The organism is Acidimicrobiales bacterium, assembly GCA_016716005.1.
Lineage (GTDB): Bacteria > Actinomycetota > Acidimicrobiia > Acidimicrobiales > JADJXE01 > JADJXE01.
Map to the genome: position 1 here is coordinate 2,773,129 of JADJXE010000001.1, position 17,255 is coordinate 2,790,383.

Annotated in this window: 17 protein-coding genes; 9 read left to right on the plus strand and 8 right to left on the minus strand. The window is 74.0% G+C overall.

Annotation, left to right across the window (positions count from 1 at the left end):
- Window positions 1-5 precede the first annotated feature (5 nt).
- Together IPM45_13650 and IPM45_13655 are read left to right on the plus strand one after the other, a co-directional pair.
- Window positions 6-566: a TetR/AcrR family transcriptional regulator gene (locus IPM45_13650; GenBank protein MBK9180578.1), complete on the plus strand. Its 561-nt coding sequence runs from the start codon at window positions 6-8 to the stop codon at window positions 564-566.
- A 352-nt stretch (window positions 567-918) separates the two neighbouring features.
- Window positions 919-1,950, plus strand: coding sequence for an alcohol dehydrogenase catalytic domain-containing protein (locus IPM45_13655; GenBank protein MBK9180579.1), 1,032 nt, complete (start codon window positions 919-921; stop codon window positions 1,948-1,950).
- Window positions 1,951-2,085: 135 nt separating this feature from the next.
- Here the strand turns inward: IPM45_13655 and IPM45_13660 are convergent, their stop codons facing one another.
- The 3 genes from IPM45_13660 to ppk2 are packed head-to-tail and all read right to left on the minus strand — an operon-like array spanning window position 2,086 to window position 4,368.
- Window positions 2,086-2,649 carry a WHG domain-containing protein gene (locus IPM45_13660; protein MBK9180580.1) on the minus strand — a complete coding sequence of 188 codons (564 nt, stop codon included), beginning with the start codon at window positions 2,647-2,649 and terminating at the stop codon, window positions 2,086-2,088.
- The gene (locus IPM45_13665) at window positions 2,642-3,475 is read right to left on the minus strand and encodes an alpha/beta hydrolase (protein MBK9180581.1); all 834 of its coding nucleotides are present in this window, start codon (window positions 3,473-3,475) and stop codon (window positions 2,642-2,644) included. The genes IPM45_13660 and IPM45_13665 overlap by 8 nt, the downstream gene beginning before the upstream one ends.
- 38 nt (window positions 3,476-3,513) lie before the next feature.
- Complete coding sequence (gene ppk2, locus IPM45_13670; protein ID MBK9180582.1) at window positions 3,514-4,368, minus strand: polyphosphate kinase 2; 855 nt, start codon at window positions 4,366-4,368, stop codon at window positions 3,514-3,516.
- Between the two features lie 146 nt (window positions 4,369-4,514).
- On the opposite strand from ppk2, the gene IPM45_13675 reads away from it, so the two are divergent.
- Complete coding sequence (locus IPM45_13675) at window positions 4,515-5,600, plus strand: murein L,D-transpeptidase (protein ID MBK9180583.1); 1,086 nt, start codon at window positions 4,515-4,517, stop codon at window positions 5,598-5,600.
- Window positions 5,601-5,644: 44 nt separating this feature from the next.
- Here the strand turns inward: IPM45_13675 and IPM45_13680 are convergent, their stop codons facing one another.
- Window positions 5,645-6,898 carry an acyl-CoA dehydrogenase family protein gene (locus IPM45_13680; GenBank protein MBK9180584.1) on the minus strand — a complete coding sequence of 418 codons (1,254 nt, stop codon included), beginning with the start codon at window positions 6,896-6,898 and terminating at the stop codon, window positions 5,645-5,647.
- Window positions 6,899-6,969: 71 nt separating this feature from the next.
- Between IPM45_13680 and IPM45_13685 the strand changes: the two genes are divergently transcribed.
- Window positions 6,970-8,115: a DUF2332 domain-containing protein gene (locus IPM45_13685; GenBank protein MBK9180585.1), complete on the plus strand. Its 1,146-nt coding sequence runs from the start codon at window positions 6,970-6,972 to the stop codon at window positions 8,113-8,115.
- A gap of 17 nt (window positions 8,116-8,132) precedes the next feature.
- On the opposite strand, the gene IPM45_13690 is transcribed toward IPM45_13685, so the two are convergent.
- Window positions 8,133-8,873, minus strand: coding sequence for an SDR family oxidoreductase (locus IPM45_13690; protein MBK9180586.1), 741 nt, complete (start codon window positions 8,871-8,873; stop codon window positions 8,133-8,135).
- Between the two features lie 32 nt (window positions 8,874-8,905).
- On the opposite strand from IPM45_13690, the gene IPM45_13695 reads away from it, so the two are divergent.
- A complete protein-coding gene (locus IPM45_13695) occupies window positions 8,906-9,802 on the plus strand; it encodes a hydroxymethylglutaryl-CoA lyase (protein ID MBK9180587.1) in 897 nt (298 codons plus the stop codon).
- A gap of 139 nt (window positions 9,803-9,941) precedes the next feature.
- The gene (locus tag IPM45_13700) at window positions 9,942-10,868 is read left to right on the plus strand and encodes an alpha/beta fold hydrolase (protein ID MBK9180588.1); all 927 of its coding nucleotides are present in this window, start codon (window positions 9,942-9,944) and stop codon (window positions 10,866-10,868) included.
- Between the two features lie 7 nt (window positions 10,869-10,875).
- Here the strand turns inward: IPM45_13700 and IPM45_13705 are convergent, their stop codons facing one another.
- A complete protein-coding gene (locus IPM45_13705; protein MBK9180589.1) occupies window positions 10,876-12,018 on the minus strand; it encodes a beta-lactamase family protein in 1,143 nt (380 codons plus the stop codon).
- A gap of 153 nt (window positions 12,019-12,171) precedes the next feature.
- On the opposite strand from IPM45_13705, the gene IPM45_13710 reads away from it, so the two are divergent.
- Together IPM45_13710 and IPM45_13715 are read left to right on the plus strand one after the other, a co-directional pair.
- The gene (locus tag IPM45_13710) at window positions 12,172-12,660 is read left to right on the plus strand and encodes a peptidylprolyl isomerase (protein ID MBK9180590.1); all 489 of its coding nucleotides are present in this window, start codon (window positions 12,172-12,174) and stop codon (window positions 12,658-12,660) included.
- A gap of 96 nt (window positions 12,661-12,756) precedes the next feature.
- Window positions 12,757-13,443, plus strand: a complete 687-nt coding sequence (locus tag IPM45_13715) for a rhomboid family intramembrane serine protease (GenBank protein MBK9180591.1) — start codon at window positions 12,757-12,759, stop codon at window positions 13,441-13,443.
- Between the two features lie 21 nt (window positions 13,444-13,464).
- Here IPM45_13715 and IPM45_13720 read toward each other — a convergent pair whose 3' ends face one another.
- Window positions 13,465-14,679, minus strand: coding sequence for an IS110 family transposase (locus IPM45_13720; protein ID MBK9180592.1), 1,215 nt, complete (start codon window positions 14,677-14,679; stop codon window positions 13,465-13,467).
- Between the two features lie 231 nt (window positions 14,680-14,910).
- Window positions 14,911-16,269, minus strand: coding sequence for an LLM class flavin-dependent oxidoreductase (locus tag IPM45_13725; protein ID MBK9180593.1), 1,359 nt, complete (start codon window positions 16,267-16,269; stop codon window positions 14,911-14,913).
- Window positions 16,270-16,349: 80 nt separating this feature from the next.
- Between IPM45_13725 and IPM45_13730 the strand changes: the two genes are divergently transcribed.
- Window positions 16,350-17,240: an alpha/beta hydrolase gene (locus IPM45_13730; GenBank protein ID MBK9180594.1), complete on the plus strand. Its 891-nt coding sequence runs from the start codon at window positions 16,350-16,352 to the stop codon at window positions 17,238-17,240.
- Window positions 17,241-17,255 lie beyond the last annotated feature (15 nt).

The following is a 17,255-nucleotide window of genomic DNA, read 5'->3' on the forward strand; positions in this document are numbered from 1 at the left end:
ATGCAGTGATCACTACAATCAAGGGCGAGATGGGCCACAAGCACGCCAAGGCGGACATCCTGGATGGAGCGCTCGGAGCCGCCTTCGACGACGGGCTGAGCCAGCTCACCTTCGGACGCGTCGCCAAGCGGCTCGGCATCAGCGACCGGATCGTCGTCTACTACTTCCCCACGAAGGAGGATCTGATCAGCGAGGTCCTGGTCGCCATGGGGAGCGAGCTCCAGGAGACCCTGGCCCCGACCTTCTCCGCGCCGGCGGCCGACCACCTCGAGCTCCTTCGCGCGGCCTGGCCGATCCTGGCCCACCCCGACGCCGACCCGGTCTTCGCGCTCTTCTTCGAAGCCGGCGGCCTCGCCGCGACCGGCCGCGAGCCCTACCGCTCCCTCGTGCCCCAGCTCGTCGAAGCCTGGATCGTCTGGGCCAGCGAGTTCATCCGCGGCGTGCCGGCACGGCGCCGCGCCGAGGCCGAGGCCGCCATCGCCGTCCTCGACGGTCTGCTGCTGCTCCGCCAGCTCGCCGGACCCGACGCCGCTGGTCGCGCCGCCCGAAGGATCGGGATCCGCTAGCTGCTGGCTGCGCCTGTGGCTCGGGACGCCCCGTCGGGGTCCTGAACCGCTCGGTCCGAGAGGATCTGCGGGTTCGAGTCCCGCCCCGGGGCTCGGACGGAGTCCGGGTGACGGGCCATGCTCTGGAGATGTCCCTCGATCCAGGTCCGATGACGCCCGGGCGCGCCTGCTCGCGCCTGGTGCGTCGGTGGTCGCCGAGCGGACACCTGCGCACCAGGCGCGGGGTCGCAGACGGCGGCCATCGGGCCGGTGGTCGAGCGGGCGCGGGGCTGGCGGGCCGCGCCCCGAGGGACGCCACCGCGCCCGTCGACGCCGGTGAACTCGCCCACCATCGAGCCCAGGAGCTGATCCCATGAGGCACCTCGTCTTCAACGCCCCCGGCGACCTGCAGTGGCGGGAGGTGGCCGATCCCACCATCGACGACGATCACCAGGCGCTGGTGCGCCCGATCGCCGTCGCCCGCTGCGACCTCGACCCCGCCATCGCGCTGGGCCTCTACCCGATGCGCGGGCCGTTCCCCATGGGCCACGAGATGGTGGGGGAGGTGGTGGACCGTGGTGAGGCCGCCGGGCCGTTCGAGGTGGGCGACCGGGTGATCGTGCCGTTCCAGATCAGCTGCGGCACCTGCCCGATGTGCCGGCGGGGACTCACCAACGCCTGCGAGTCGGTCCCACCGGGATCGGCGTTCGGCCTCGGACCCCATGGTGGCGTCGAGCACGGCGGGGCCCTGGCCGATCTGGTCCGGGTGCCCCACGCCGACCACCTGCTGCTCCCCCTGCCCGACGGGGTCGACCCGGTCGCCGCGGCCGGCATCCCCGACAACGTCGCCGACGGCTACCGCTGCGTTGCCGGACCCATGGCGGAGTGGCCCGGCGAAGCGGTGCTCGTCGTCGGCGGTCTCGCCCAGTCGGTCGGCCTCTACGCCGTGGCGGCGGCCGCCGCGCTGGGGGCACCCCGCGTGGTCTACGTCGACCAGGACCCCGAGCGCCTCCGGGTCGCCCGCTCCCTCGGCGCCGAGATCGCCGCCGTCGCGCTGGCCGACCTGACCGCCACCGAGCAGTTCGCCGTCACCGTCGACGCCTGCGTCCTCGACCAGGGCCGCAACCACGCCCTGCGCTCGACCCGACCGTGCGGCACCTGCACCAGCGTCTCCGGCGGCGCCGGCGCCAGTGCCGACCTGCCGTTGCAGTCGATGTACCTCAAGGGGATCCGTTACGAGATCGGCCGGGTCCACGCCCGTGCCACCGCCGAACCCGTCCTCGACCTCGTCACCGCCGGCCGGCTCGACCCCACCAGCGTCGTCAGCCGCGTCGTGCCGTTCGCCGACGCCGTCGACGCCATGACCGACCCGGCGGTGAAGATCGTCTTCACCAACGACGGGTGACCGGTGCCCTCGCCGGGCGTGGGCGGCCCGTGCGGCCGGCCCACGTCCGGGGTCGCGCCGAGGCTGGTGCGTGGGTGGTCGCCCAGCGGACACCTGCGCACCAGCCTCTGGCCGCGGGTCGCGTCGACTGCTCGATCAGGCCCAGGAGACGAAGGCGGCGTCGAAGGTGGCGACGAGCCGGGCGAAGCTGCGGTCGACGGCCTGGGGCAACCCGAAGCCCCCGGCCGCCTCGAGGGCCACGAAGCCGTGGAGCGCGCTCCGGAGGGCGCGGGTGGCGTCGATGGCGTCGTCACCGCGCAGGCCGTACCCGGCGAGCACGGCGAGCACCACCACGAGCACGGCGTCGCTGGCGGTCACGTGCTCGGCATCGGCCGGGTCGGGTGCCCGCACCGTGGCCGCGTAGCGGCCGGGGTGCTCGGTGGCGTACGTGCGGTAGGCGTTCGCCATGGCGGCCAGGGCGTCCCCCGTGGCCCGGCCCACCGCAGCAGCGGACAGCGCGGCGGCCAGCTCGCCCGTGGCCTGCACGGCGAGACCGCGGTGGAGGGCGTCGAGGCCGTCGACGTGCTTGTACAGGCTGGGGAGCCTGACCCCGAGGCGCTGCGCCACGGCCGCCAGGGTGAGGTGGTCGTAGCCCACGTCGTCGGCCACCAGCGCGGCCTCGCCCACGACGAGGGCGGGGGTGAGCCCGGCCCTAGGCACGGTGCTCGGCTCTCTCCAGCAGACCCAGCACGGCCGGGGCCACCACCTCGGGCCACTCCGCCTGGGGATAGTGGCCGGCGTCGGGAACGAGGAGCACCTCGCCGCGGAGGCGGCCGCCGACCAGGCGGGCCTCGGCGGCCGGGTCGGGGAAGTCGGGGTCGCGCTCGCCCATGATCACCAGGGTGGGCGCCGAGACCCCGTCGAGCCGGGCCTCGATGGCTGCGTGGGAGCTGCGGGCGGTGGCCACGAACGAGCGCCAGTGCCCGGGGCGGCGCAGGCTCGCCCGGATGCGCTCCCGGTGCTCGGCCAGGTCGGCGGGCGGGCGGCCCGTGTAGAGCCGGGCGTAGAAGGCACTCCAGGCGGCCGGGCCCCACGGCCGGCACAGGCCGAGGCGCAGCGCCAGGCGGCTGGCCAGGCCGAGGGGGACGTCGCGCACGAAGGGTCCGATCAGCACCAGCCCTGCGACCTGTCCCGGTGCCTCGGCTGCGGCCCACACCGCCGCGCCCGCGCCCAGCGAGCCGCCGACCAGCGCCGCCGGCCCGCCGCCCAGGTGGTCCACCAGGGCCAGCAGGTCGGTGCCGGCGGCCACGCCGTCATGGCGGGTGAAGCCGGCGTCGCTGTCACCGTGGCCGCGCAGGTCGGCGAGGGCCACCCGGTACCCGCCGGCCACCAGGGCGGGTACGACGAAGCGGTAGACGGAGCGGACGTCGCCCATGCCCGGCAGGCAGACCACGAGGGGGCCGTCCCCGTGGACCTCGTAGGCGATGCGGCCCTCGGGGCGGGCGAGGAAGCGGGTCTCGGCAGGGACGGTCGGCGCCGGGCTCATCTGCATAGCTGTTACGCTAAGCTAATTAGCCACGGCCGTCAACCCCCGCGGTGGCGGTGCTCCTCGCCCAGCAGGCCGGCCACGTGGTCGGGCACGTAGGTGCTGGCCTCGCGGGGCGGGCGGACGTAGCCCTCGTCGGACTGGCGGGCGGGCAGGTCGAGCCGGGCCGGCACGTGGTCCTCGTAGGGCACCTGCTCGAGGATGTGGGCCAGGCAGTTCAGTCGGGCCCGACGCTTGTCGTCGGCCTCGACCACGAACCACGGGGCCTCGGGGATGTCGGTGTGCACGAACATCTCGTCACGGGCCCGCGAGTAGTCGACGTAGCGGCTGCGGGCGTACAGGTCCATGGGGCTGAGCTTCCAGCGCTTCGAGGGATCCTCGACCCGCTCCTGGAAGCGGCGCTCCTGCTCCTCGTCGCTCACCGAGAACCAGTACTTGAGCAGCAGGATCCCCGACTCGACCACCAACCGCTCGAAGATGGGGCACTGGCGCAGGAACAGCCGGTGCTCCTGGGGGGTGCAGAAGCCCATCACCTTCTCGACGCCGGCCCGGTTGTACCAGCTGCGGTCGAACACCACGATCTCGCCCGCGGCGGGCAGGTGCGCGACGTAGCGCTGGAAGTACCACTGGGTGGTCTCGCGCTCGCTGGGCGCCGGGAGGGCGACGATGCGGGCGATGCGGGGGCTGAGCGGATCGGTGAGCCGCTTGATCATCCCGCCCTTGCCGGCCGCGTCCCGGCCCTCGAACACCAGCACCAGCTTCTGGCCGGTGTGGCGCACCCAGTACATCATCTTGACCGCTTCGGCCTGCAGCCTGGTCAGCTCGTCCTCGTACGTCTTCCTCGGCACCCGGCTCGCCGTCTCGACCGCCTGGGCGCGTTTGTCGTGAGCCACGACGCCACTTTCTCACGCGGGGCCGGGGCCGACGCACGAACGGTGCCGGAGCGGGCGGGCCGGGATCCCGCGCCGCGGGCCGTCGCCGGGGCACGCGGCCGCCGGGTGACTGGAGAAGGGGAGCCCCACCGCGTAGCGTGACGGAGATGTCGCGCCCTGCGCTCCTCTCTGCGCGCCGCCTGGTGGCGGCCGCCGGCCTCGTCGTGATCGGCGGGCTCGGCGCCGCCGCGTGCACCGCGTCGGGCGCCGACGAGGCCGGCTCCACCACGTCGACGACCGCCGCGAGCACGTCGACGAGCCGGGCCACGTCCACCACCGCGCCCAGCACCACCACCACGACGGCCCCGCCCGAGACGACGACGAGTGAGGCGCCGTCCGACGTGCTGGCCGAGGGCGCGCAGGGCCCGCGCGTCGAGCAGCTCCAGCGGCGGCTGACGGAGCTGCGGTACGACCCGGGCCCCGTCGACGGCAAGTTCGGCACGGCCACCACCCAGGCCGTCTGGGCGTTCCAGAAGCTCCACGGCCTCTCCGCCGACGGCGTCGTCACCCTGGGCGTGTGGGCGCTGATGCAGCAGGGCGGCGACCCGGCCCCGCTCGTGCCGGGGGGCGGGGCCAACCGGGTCGAGGTCGACATCCCCCGCCAGGTGCTGCTGCTGTACCAGGGCGGGCAGCTGCGCCTGATCACCCACATCTCGTCGGGTTCGCGCCGGTCCTACTGCGAGAACGGCCACTGCGGCGACGCCGTCACCGACCCTGGCTCGTTCCGCTTCGGCCGCCGCTACACGGGCTGGGAGGACGGTCCGCTCGGCAGGCTGTACAACCCCGTGTACTTCAACGGCGGCATCGCCGTGCACGGCGCCAGCTCGGTGCCCAGCTACCCGGCCAGCCACGGCTGCGTGCGGATCCCCATGCACGTCGCCGAGTACTTCCCGAGCCTGGTCGAGCGGGGCGAGCCCGTGTACGTGATCGACGGGGGCGCACCGCCGGCCATCGCCGAGGCGCCCCCGGAGACCACCACCACGGCCCCGCCGGAGACCACCGTCCCGCCGGAGACCACCACCGTCCCGCCGGAGACCACCGTCCCGCCGGAGACCACCACCACGCTGCCGGCGGAGACCACCACCGTCCCGCCGTCGAGCGACACCACCGCGCCGGCCGCCACCGACCCGCCGGCCAGCGACACCACCCAGCCGTCGATGCCGGCGTCGCTCCCGCCGATCTCGTTCCCCTAGCCAGCCCCCGCCCGGTCCTGCCGCCCGCGCCCGGCGAGACCGGCTCAGCGGGCGGGGCGGCGGCCGAAGCCGAACAGCTCCTGGGCGACCTTGCGGATCTGGATCTCCTCTGATCCCTCCGTGATCCGGTACCGGCGATGGTGGCGGTAGATGTGCTCGAAGGGCTCGTGGCGCGAGTACCCGACGCCGCCGTGCACCTGCATGGCCCGGTCGGCGGCCTCGCAGACGAGCCGGTTCGCCCGGTAGTTGCACATGGCGACCAGGTGCGTCACCTCCAGGTGGTTCCGGCGGTCGAGCTCCCAGGCCGTCCTGCGGACGAGGCCACGCACCATCTCGGCCTCGGTGTGCAGCTCGGCCAGGGGCCACTGGATCGCCTGGTTGGTCGACAGCGGCTTGCCCCACGTGACCCGTCGGTTGGCGTACCCGACGGCACGATCGATGCAGTACTGGGCGGCGCCCACGCCGGAGGCGGCCTGGCGGATGCGGTTCTCGTGCACGAAGTGCTGGGCGAGCAGCAGCCCCTGGTCGACCTGGCCGAACACGGCAGAGGTGGGCACACGCACGTCGGAGAGGGTGACCTCGGCGTGGTCGGTCGGCATGTTGAAGGTCCACCAGAAGAAGGGCACCTCGAAGCCGGGGGCGTCGGTGGGCACGAGGAAGGCGGTGATGCCGGTCGGCTGGCCCGGGTCTCCCGACGTGCGGGCGAAGATGATGTCGTGGGTGGCCGAGTGCAGGCCGCTGTTCCAGCGCTTGGTCCCGTTGAGCACCCACTCGTCGCCGTCGAGGTGGGCGGTGGTCTCGAGGTAGGTGGCGTCGCTGCCGTGGTTCGGCTCGGTGAGGCCGAAGGCGAGCCGCCGCTCGCCGGTGATCATGGCGTGCATCCACTCGGCCCGCTGCTCCGGGGTCCCGAAGTCGCGCATCATCAGCACCGTGGGGAAGTTGCCGACCACCGACGACTCGTTCTGGAGGTCGTTGTGCAGGCCGAGGCCCTTGGCGGCCAGGTGCTCGCGGATGATCGCCATGGCCAGGTTGCTGCCGTCCTGGCCCCCGAGGTCGGCCGGCAGGGCGTAGCGCAGGAAGCCCGCCCGGTCGGCGCGGCGACGCATCTCGCCCAGCAGCTCCTCCCAGTCGCGGCGGGGCACGCCGCCGCCCTCCCAGTCGGTGCGGGCCCACTCGCGGCGGTGGTCGAAGAAGCGCATGTTGTCGTCCTGCTGCTCGAGCGGGCGGATCTCGGCGTCGATGAAGGCGTCGAGGGCGTCGAGCGTCTGCTGGATCTCCGGCGGGATGGAGAAGTCCACGGTGCGTCCCCCAAGGTCGTGCGGCCTCGCCGGCCGTGCGGCGGGACGACGGTACCAACGAGACTGCCCGGGTGACGCCCGACGGGCCCGCCGGCCCTGCGGTCAGCCCGGTGCTGCCCACGGTGGAGCTGGGCAAGCTGTTCGCGACCTTCGGCGCGACCGAGGGCCGTGGCTACGCTCCGCTGTACGAGCGGCTGTCGACAGCCATCGCCGCCGACCCTGGGCTGCTCGGCCTGGTTGCCGCCGCGCCCGAGGAGCGGCGGGGCCCGGTGCTGCTGTTCGCGGGCGTCCACGACCTGGTCCTGGCCCACCCCGACGCGCCGCTGGCCCGCTTCTACCCCTCGGTCACCGGCTCGGCGGTGCCCGACGAGGATCCGCTCCCGGCCTTCCGGGCCTTCGTGACCGAGCACCGGGCCGAGCTCGACGCCCGGCTCGCCAACCGCACGGTCCAGACGAACGAGGTGAACCGGTGCGCGGCCGTGCTCCCCGCCCTGCGGGTGGCGGCGGCGCGGGCCGGCCGACCGCTCTCCCTGGTGGAGGTGGGGTGCAGCGCCGGGCTCAACCTGTGCTTCGACCGGTTCGCCTACGACCTCGGCGGTGAGCGGGCCGGCGACGCCGGCAGCGGCGTGCTGGTGCGGGCCGAGGTGCGCGGAGACCTGCGCCCGCCGCCGCTCGCACCCGCCCCCGAGGTGGCCGCCCGAACCGGCATCGACGTGGCCCCGGTCGACGTGCTCGATCCGGAGGCGGTGCGGTGGCTGGAGGCCTGCGTCTGGCCCGAGCAGCCCGATCGGCTGGCCAGGCTCAGAGGGGCCGTGCGGGTGGTCCGGCGCGACCCGCCCGAAATCGTGGCCGGCGACGTCCTGCGCGTGCTGCCGGCGGTGCTCGCCGGCCTGCCGCCCGGCACCGAGCCGGTGGTGCTGCACAGCTGGGCGCTCGTCTACCTGTCGCCGGCCGACCGGGCCCGGTTCGTCGAGCTGCTGGAGGCGGCCGCGACCGGCGGGCCGCTCACGTGGATCTCCATCGAGGCACCCGGCGTCGCCCCCGGGGTGGTGGCGCCCGTGGTCGCCCCCGACGCCCCGGCCCGCGAGCGCTACGCGACGGTGGTGGCCCTCACCCGCTTCGAGGGCGGCGCCCGGACCGACCTGGTGCTGGCCCGGTGCCACCCCCACCTGTCGTGGATCGAGTGGCGCGACCCCGGGAGCGGTCGGCGGGCTTGACCGCCGGCCGACCGGGGCTACAGCAGCCCGAGGTACTGGCCGCCGTCGACCTGGATCGCGGTGCCCGTCAGGAAGCGGGCGTGCTCCGAGCACAGGAACGCCACCACGCGGCCGAAGTCGGCGGGATCGCCCAGAACCTGGGCCGGCACGGCGCGGGCCAGGTCGTCGGGTGAGCCGAGGGCGCGGATGCGGTCGGTGGCGTGCAGGCCGGGCTGCACGGAGTTCACCGTGACGCCGTCCTTGGCGACCTCGAGGGCCACCGTCTTCAGGAAGCCGGTCACGCCGGCCCGGGCCGTGTTGGAGAGGATCAGCGTGCTGATGGGCTGGCGCACCGCCACCGACGTGATCGCCACCACCCGCCCCCACCGCTGCTCCTGCATGGCCGGCACCGCCGCCTTGCACATGGCCACCACCGAGAGCAGGTTCAGGTCGAGGGCGGCCGGGTAGGCGTCGAGGGGGGTCGAGGCGAAGGTGCCGGGGGGAGGTCCCCCGGCGTTGGTGACGAGGATGTCGACCCCGCCGAGCGCCTCGTGCGCCGCAGCCACGAACGCCTCGCCGCCGCCGGGCGTCGACACGTCGAGGGTGAGCGGCACGGCCGCGGGCCCGAGGCGCTCGGCGGCCTCGCGCACGCGGCGCTCGTCGCGGCTGCAGATCGCCACGCGCGCGCCCTCGGCGACGAGGGCCGCGGCCGACGCGAACCCGAGCCCGGCCGACGCCGCCGCCACCGCGGCCCGCTTCCCGCTGATCCCCAGATCCATGGCGCCGGACGGTACCTCCTACAGTCGCCGCCATGGAGCTGCCGGTGTCGGTCACGATCCGCGAGGTCGGCCCCCGCGACGGCTTGCAGGGCGAGGCGCCCGTGGCGGTCGAGGACCGGGTCGCCCTGGTGGAGGCCCTGATCCTGGCGGGCGTCACCGAGGTGGAGGTGGCGGCCTTCGTGTCGCCCAGAGCCGTTCCGGCCATGGCCGGCGCGGCCGAGGTGGTCGCCGCCCTGGGCTGGCGTGACGGGGTGCGGCGCTGGGTGCTCGTCCCCAACCTCCGCGGTGCGGAGCTGGCCGTCGAGGCCGGGGCCGACGCCCTCACGGTCACGGTGTCGGCCTCCCCGGGGTACAGCGAGAGGAACGTGCGGATGACCGTCGAGGAGTCGGTCGAGGAGGCCGGCCGCATCGCCGCGGCCGGTGCCGCCAGCGGGCTGCCGGTCGACGTGGTGGTGTCCTGCGCCTTCGGGTCGCCCTACGAGGGGGACCTGGCCCCCGCCGCCGTCGACGCCGTCGGACGCCGGTGCCTCGAGGCCGGGGCCACCTCGCTCACCTACGCCGACACCACCGGGATGGCCACCCCGCGCCGCATCGACGAGCTGCTGGCCCGCACCGGCCCCGGCGTGGGCCTGCACCTGCACGACACCCGCGGCACGGCGCTGGTGAACGCCTACGCCGCCCTCGAGCGGGGCGTGACCCGCTTCGACACCGCGGTCGGTGGCCTGGGCGGCTCGCCCTTCGCGGCCGGGGCCGGGGGGAACCTGGCCACCGAGGATCTGGTGCACCTGCTCGACGACGAGGGCGTGCGCACCGGGCTCGACCTGGAGCTGCTGCTCGAGGCGGCGGCCCTGGTGGCCGGCCTGGTCGGCCGCCCGGTCCCCGGCCGGGTGGCCACCCACGGGCCCCGCTGGCGGCTCTCGCCCTCCTGACGGCCCTTCCCGGCTTCTGCGTCCGAGATGGCCCGCTTCCCGGGCCGATCGGGACGGAGAACTGCGGGGTGGGGCGGGACGCGGCCCTCCGGGTGGCGGCGGCGCGCGGATGGCTCGGCGGTGCGCCATCCTGGCAGGCGTGCGGACCAGAGAGCAGCGCCTGTTGAACCACGTCTCCCGGATCGGCATCTACGAGGAGCACCTCGTGCCTGCCGGGGGGGCCGAGATCGTGCTGTCGGTGTGGAGGGCCGACGGCGACGGCGGTTCGGCCGGACCCCCGGTGGTGTTCCTGCCCGGCACCATGACCCACCCGCTCTTCTACGAGGAGTGGTGCGACGCCCTGGCCACCAGCGGCTTCCCGGTGGTGGGCGTGCACTTCCGCGGGCACGGCAAGAGCCCCCGGGGGGTGGCCCCCACCTTCGACGGCCTGCTCGACGACGCCCGCGTCGCCGTGGGCTGGGCCGCCGACCGCTTCGGGGGCCCGGTGGTGGTGATGGGGTCCAGCCAGGGCGGCATCCTGGCGGTGGCGCTGGCCGCCACCGGCGACGAGCGGGTGGCGGCCGTGGTCGCCCACAACGTGCTCGACCCGACCCTGCCGGAGTCGTTCGGCGTCACCCGCTTCCCGGAGTGGCTGGCGCCGGTGGGCCCCACCCTCACCGTGCTGCTGGCCCTGGTGGCGCGGGTGGCGCCCGACGTCGCCGTGCCGGTGTCGGCCTATCTCGACGCCGACCGCGTCTTTCACGAGGAGTGGAGCAGGGAGCAGTTCGAGTCGGACCCGCTGGGACTGCGCTCGTACCCGCTGGGGCTGCTGGCCGGCCTGCTCACCGCCGACCTGTCGGGGATCGGCGACGGGTCGATCCGCTGCCCGGTGGTCGTGGTGGCCGCCACCGGCGACGCGCTGTTCACGCTCGACTACACCCGCAGCGTGTTCGAGCGGATCGTCGCCCCGGTGAAGGAGCTGGTCGAGCTCGACCTCGACTGCCACCTGGTGTTCACCGAGGCCGTCGACGAGGCGCTGGACCCGGTGGTGGGCGCGCTGCGACGGGCCCTGGCCACGGGGAGCTGAGCCCGGGTCAGCGGGGCCCGGCGCACACGGCGGCCAGGCTCGACAGGGCGGTGCCCCGCCGGGGCTCGCGGACCTGGTGCTGGTCGATGCCGTTGGTGCAGTACCCGAACGACAGCCCGGTGGCCGGATCGGCCCACGCGATCTGGCCGGCCGCCCCTGCGTGGCCGAACGCGCCGGGGGAGACGGTCTTGCCGAAGTTGTGGCGCAGCGACGCCCGGCCGTCGTCGCCGGCGAGCACGAGCCCCAGGGTGCGCATGGCGGGGACGCCGCTCCACGGGTCGGGCAGGTTGCACCGCACGTGGCTGGTGACGTCGGCCAGGACGTCGGGCCGCCAGATCCCGCCGGGGTCGTGCAGCAGCGCCTGGTAGTACGTGGCCAGGTCGGCGGCACCCATCACCGCGCCCCCGCCCGGCACGCCGACGGCCCTGACCTCGGGTGCGTTGAACGCCAGCATGGCGTCGGGCGTCACCTCGGTGGCCGGCAGCTCGCGCACCCCGAAGGCGGCCTCCAGCTCGTCGGGTGTGGCCGGCTCGCCCACGGCCACGAGGGTGGCCACGCCGTCCTGCTGGTCCTCGGGGACGCCGAGAACGCGCCGGGTCAGGCCGGCCGGCCGGGTCACCCGCTCCTCGACCACGTCGCGGTAGTCGCGGCCGGTCACCCGCTCGATGATCTCGGCGAGCACCCAGTGGGCCGAGGTGGCGTGGTACTCGTACCGGGTGCCGGGCTCCCAGTCGAGCCGCCAGCGCCCGAAGGCCGCGAGGCGGCCCTCGCGCGTGGACCACGCGGGCGGCCCGAGGGGCGCGTAGGGGAAGCCCGAGGTGTGGAGCATCACGTGCTCCACCGTGACCACCTCCTTGCCGTTGGTCCCGAACTCGGGCACGTGCTCGACGACCCTCGATGCCGGATCGACGAGCCCCTCGCCGATGAGCACCCACATGGCCCCGGCGACCAGGGCCTTGGTGCAGGAGAAGACCACGTACCGCGTGTCGAGGGTGGCGTCGCCGATCGCCTCGTGCACCACGACCTCTCCGTCGACGGCCAGGGCCAGCTGGCACGACGGCAGCAGGCCCTGGTCGACCTCGCGGTGGGCTCGGGTGAGCAGGGCCTCGACCCTGGCCGGGTCGAGGCGTGGGGGCAGGATGGCGGTCACGGCCCGACACCCTGCCACGCCGCCGCGCGTCCTGCTCGACCGGTCGGGGTGGCAGGATCGGTCGTTCCCGACCGAGGAGACCACATGGCCACCGAGTGCCCGGAGCCCGACGGCTCCAGCCCCCGCAGGACCCGCTTCGACGGCCCGCCCCCGATGTGCATCGACCCGGCCAAGCGCTACACGGCCACGATGGACACCTCGCTGGGCACGATGGTGATCGCGCTCGACGCCGCCGCCGCCCCCCAGACGGTCAACAGCTTCGTGTTCCTCGCCCGCTGGCACTACTACGACGGCCTGACGTTCCACCGGATCATCAAGGGCTTCGTGTGCCAGGGCGGCTGTCCCGAGGGCAGCGGCCGGGGCGGCCCCGGCTACCGGTTCGCCGACGAGCTGCCCAAGGCGGGCCGCTACGAGGTCGGGTCGCTGGCCATGGCCAACGCGGGCCCCGACACCAACGGCAGCCAGTTCTTCCTCATCAGCGGCCCCGACGGCACCCGCCTGCCCCCGCAGTACTCGCTGTTCGGCAAGGTCGTGAAGGGCCTCGACGTGGTCGAGCAGATGCAGTCGGTGCCCACCGGCACCGGTGACCGGCCCCGCGACCCGGTCGTGATCGAGTCGATCACGATCACCGAGGCCGACTGAGGCGGGCCGCTCCCCGGGCAGGGGCGGGCGACGAGCGCCAGCGCCCGCGGGCGCGATGTGGATTCCCGTCCGTCATGGCCTACAAAGGGGGTCGCCATGTGGACGCGCTTTCGCACCCGGACGCCACCGGCCACCCAGGTCCTCATCGGGCTGAACGTGGCGCTGTTCGCGCTGTCGTTGGCCACCGGCGGCGACCTGCAGGGCGTCACCGGCAGCCGCGTGATGCGTGACGGCGCCCTGTTCGGGCCGGCCGTCGACGTGCAGGGCGAGTGGTGGCGCATCGTCACCTCCGGCTTCCTGCACGCCGGCCTCATCCACCTGGCCCTCAACATGCTCGCCCTGTGGTGGCTGGGCTCCATGCTCGAGCCCCGCCTGGGCACGGCCCGCTTCGTCGCCGTCTACGGGGTGTCCCTGGTGGCCGGCTCCCTCGGCGCCCTGATCATCGACCCCCTGGCCCTCACCGTGGGGGCGTCGGGCGCGGTGTACGGCCTGCTCGGCGCGGCGATCGTGCTCTCCCGCCGGGCCGGGATCCCGCTGAACCAGAACGGCCTCGTCACCCTGCTGGTGCTGAACCTGCTGTTCACCCTGGCGGTGCCGGGCATCTCCGTCGGCGGGCACGTCGGCGGCGTGATCGGCGGGGCGCTGGCCGGTGCCCTGCTGGTCGGCGAGCAGGGCCGGCCACGCGAACCCGCGCTGCCCACCCTGCTGGCGAGCGCAGCGCTGGTGGTGGTGGTCACGTGGGCCGCGGTGTACGCGGCCGGCAGCTGGACCGGCCGGCTCTAGACACCCCACGGCTGGAAGGGGTCAAGCGGCGACGGGGAGGTGGTGGCCCCAGGCGAGGTGCTCGTGGTAGAGCTCGTTGCGTTCGAGGCAGGTGTGGAGGATGCCGACCCAGCGGTTGGCGAGCTGGCGGAGCGCTTGGCGGTGCGTCTTGTTCCGGGCTCTGAGCTGGTCGTGGTAGCGGCGGGCCCCAGGTGAGTGGGTGAGGGAGCAGAAGGCCCACTGGTCGAGCGCGTCGGCCAAGCGGCGGGGTCGGGCGTGGCGTGCCAGCACGACGTGGGATCGGCCGGACGCCTTGGTGATGGGTGCGCTGCCGGCGAAGTTCTTGCGACACTTGGCGGTGGCGAAACGGGTTCGGTCATCACCGAACTCGCCCAGCACCCGGGCGCCGAGAACCGTCCCCAGTCCTGGCAGGGATCGGACGATCTTGGCGTCCGGGTGCTCGTCGAACCCCTCGCCGAGGGCCTCCTCCAGCGCGGCGATCTCCCGGGTCTGCGACACGATCACGGCCACCGTGGAGCGGGCCACGACGCCGTAGGCGGCGCTGAGCCGGCCGGGAGCAGCGAGCTGCTCGGACCGCAACGCCGCCTGGATCTCGGCGGCTCGAGCGTCGACGTTGCGTTGCCGGCCGCCGCGGCGCAACGCCGACGCGATCTTGGACCGGGACAGCAGGCGGCCCTGCTCGGGTGTCGGGGCGATGGCGAGCACCGACGTGGCGTCGCTGCTGGCCAGGTCGGTGCCGAACGCGATCAGCGCAGCCGGGTAGTACTCCCGCAACGCCGACCGGAGGCTGTTCAGATGACGTTGCCGGGACCAGATCGCCGACTGGTGGGCCCGGGCCACCACCTTCACCGCTTCCACCAGCTCAGAGTCACCGGCAATGCGGCGATGGTTGTGCCGGTCGGTGCGGACCAGATCGGCCAGCACCTTGGCGTCGCCCCGGTCCGACTTAGCACCCGACACCCCGTGGCGTTCCCGATAGCGGGCTGACGCCATCGGGTTCACCGCGTAGACCTCGTAGCCCACCGTGACCAGCGCCCCGACCAGCAGGCCACGGTCCAGTTCGATCCCGACCGCCACGTCACTGGGGTCCTCGGCGTGTTCAGCCAGCAGCGCGTGCAGCTCCGCGACACCGGCGACACCGTCGCTCACCCGGCGGCGGCCCAGCACAGCGCCCTGGTCGTCGAGCACACAGACGTCGTGATGGGCCTCGGCCCAGTCGACGCCAACGAAGATCATCGGACCCCTCCTCTGCTCGATGGGTTGTTGAGCCTCGAGGAGTTCCGCAGCGACCTAATGGATCAGTGCTCAACGGCACGCCACCCCACAAGCTGTCGACCTCCTCACCGACCAGCAGGGGCACGATCTAGAACTAGAGCTCAAGGCTCGGGCCGAAACAGTGCTGCCCTGCTGGCGGCTCGGTGACCAGCCTGCCCGAAGGCCGAACCGATCGGACCCCATTAGGCCGGCTCAGCCGATGATCCCGGCGTCGGCGTCGCGCTGGCCCAGCGCCCGCTCGTCGGCGAAGCGCTGCAGCCACTCCTGCATGTCGGTGCTGCCGCTGGCGTCGGCCCACTTCCGGGGCATCGCCGGGAACACGTAGTCCCCCAGATCGCGACGCGGGCGGGCGGCCTCCTTGCGGGCCAGGGCGGCCTCGACGGCGGGGGCCAGGCGTGCCGCCTTGGCCGCCACGGCGGCGTCGTCGCGCTCGGCGAACTCGGGGAGGATCTCGCGGCCGAAGACCTCGAGGCTCTCCATGATGTGCTCGTGGCGGTTCTTGCCGGCCTGCAGCACGAAGATCACCTGGTCGACGCCGGCCTCCTCGTAGCGGCGGAGGAACTCGCGGATCTGGTCGGGGGTGCCGATCGCCCCCCGCAGGCCGCTGTTGTCGCCGGCCGCGATCTTGGCGCCGAGGCGCTCCTGCTCGAGGGCGACCGCGGCCTCGGGCGAGTAGCCGAGATGGTCCCGGCGCTCCAGGAACTCGGCCCACACGTCGGTGACCCCCGGGCGGTGCTCGCCGAACACGTAGAAGTGGGCCAGCGAGTAGCCGAAGAAGTTGCCGCCCTCCAGGCCGCGGGCGATGGCCTCGCGCTCGTCGGGGTGGCACATCATCGGCGTGACGCAGGCGACCTGGGCGTTGACCGCCTCACCGACCGGGACGCACCGTTCGGCGATCGTCTGCTCGTAGTCGTGCACGTACTGGCGGGCCTCCTCGGGGTCGATGAAGGCGAAGGTGAGCGCCCCCATGCCCTTCTCGGCGGCCAGCATGATCGTGTCGCGCCGCGAGCACGCCACCCACAGGGGCGGGTGCGGCTGCTGCACCGGCTTGGGGAGCACGTTGCGGGGGGGCATCGACACGAACTGCCCGTCGACGCCGGTGAACGGGGTCTCCGTCATGCATCGGATCGCGGTCTGCAGGCCCTCGAGCCAGGCCTCGCGCTTGACGGCCGGGTCGACGCCGAACCCGGCCAGCTCGGCCTCGCTGGAGCTCTCGCCGCTCCCGAAGTCGACCCGCCCGTTCGACACCAGGTCGAGCATGGCGACCCGCTCGGCGGTGCGGGCCGGGTGGTTGAACTGGGGGGCCGCGAGGATGATCCCGTGGCCCAGGCGGATCCGGCTGGTGCGCTGGCTGGCGGCGGCCAGGAACACCTCCGGGGCCGACGAGTGCGAGTACTCCTCGAGGAAGTGGTGCTCGACCTCCCAGACGTAGTGGATGCCGAGGCGGTCGGCCAGCTCCACCTGATCGAGCGCGTCCTGGATCAGCTGGCGCTCGGAGTCGGCGGTCCAGGGTCGGGGCAGCTGGTGCTCGTAGAAGATGCCGAACTTCATCGGTCCCCCCTCGGTCGGCGCCACGAGATGGTCGCACAGGTCAAGATGTCCCGGTGACGTCGAGCGACGCCCCCGGCCGGATCCCCTACGACGAGCTCGCGCTGTTCCACGAGAACGCCGCCGAGTACGGCCTGGCCCTCGCGGGCCCGCCGGTGGTGGCCCGGCGTGCGGTGGATGTCGCGCCCGGCCGGCGGGTCAGCGCGCTGGTGTGGGGCACCGAGCCGGCCGAGCTGGTGCTGCTCCACGGCGGCGCCCAGAACGCCCACACGTGGGACACGGTCGCCCTCGCCCTCGGGCGTCCCCTCGTGGCGCTCGACCTTCCCGGTCACGGCCACTCCGACTGGCGCGACGACCTCGCCTACGACCCCCGGTCGCTGGCCGCCGACGTGGCCGTGGCCGTGGCCGAGCTCGCCCCCGCGGCCACGGTGGTGTGCGGCATGTCGCTGGGCGGGCTCACGTCGATCGCCCTGGCCGCCCACCAGCCGGAGCTGGTGGCGCGGCTCGTCGTCGTCGACGTCACCCCGGGGGTGAACCGCGACAAGGCCAGGGCCGTCATCGACTTCATCGCCGGCCCGCAGTCGTTCCCGTCGTTCGACGACCTGCTGGCCCGCACGATCGAGCACAACCCCACCCGCTCGGAGTCGTCGCTCAGGCGGGGGATCCTCCACAACGCCCGGCAGCTCGACGACGGCTCGTGGGTGTGGCGCTACGACCGGCGCCGCCCCGACGGCACGCCGATCGACGCCGACGGCCGCCACTCGCCGCTGTGGGACGACGTCTCGGCCGTGGCCGCGCCCCTGCTGCTCGTGCGGGGCGGGCTGTCGCCAGTGGTCGACGACGACGACGTGGCCGAGCTGCGGCGCCGCCAGCCCACGGCCGAGGTGGTGGTGGTCGAGGGCGCCGGGCACAGCGTGCAGGGTGACCGCCCGCTCGAGCTGGCCGCCCTGCTGGAGCGCTGGCGCACCGCCTGAGCCCGAGGTGCCCTC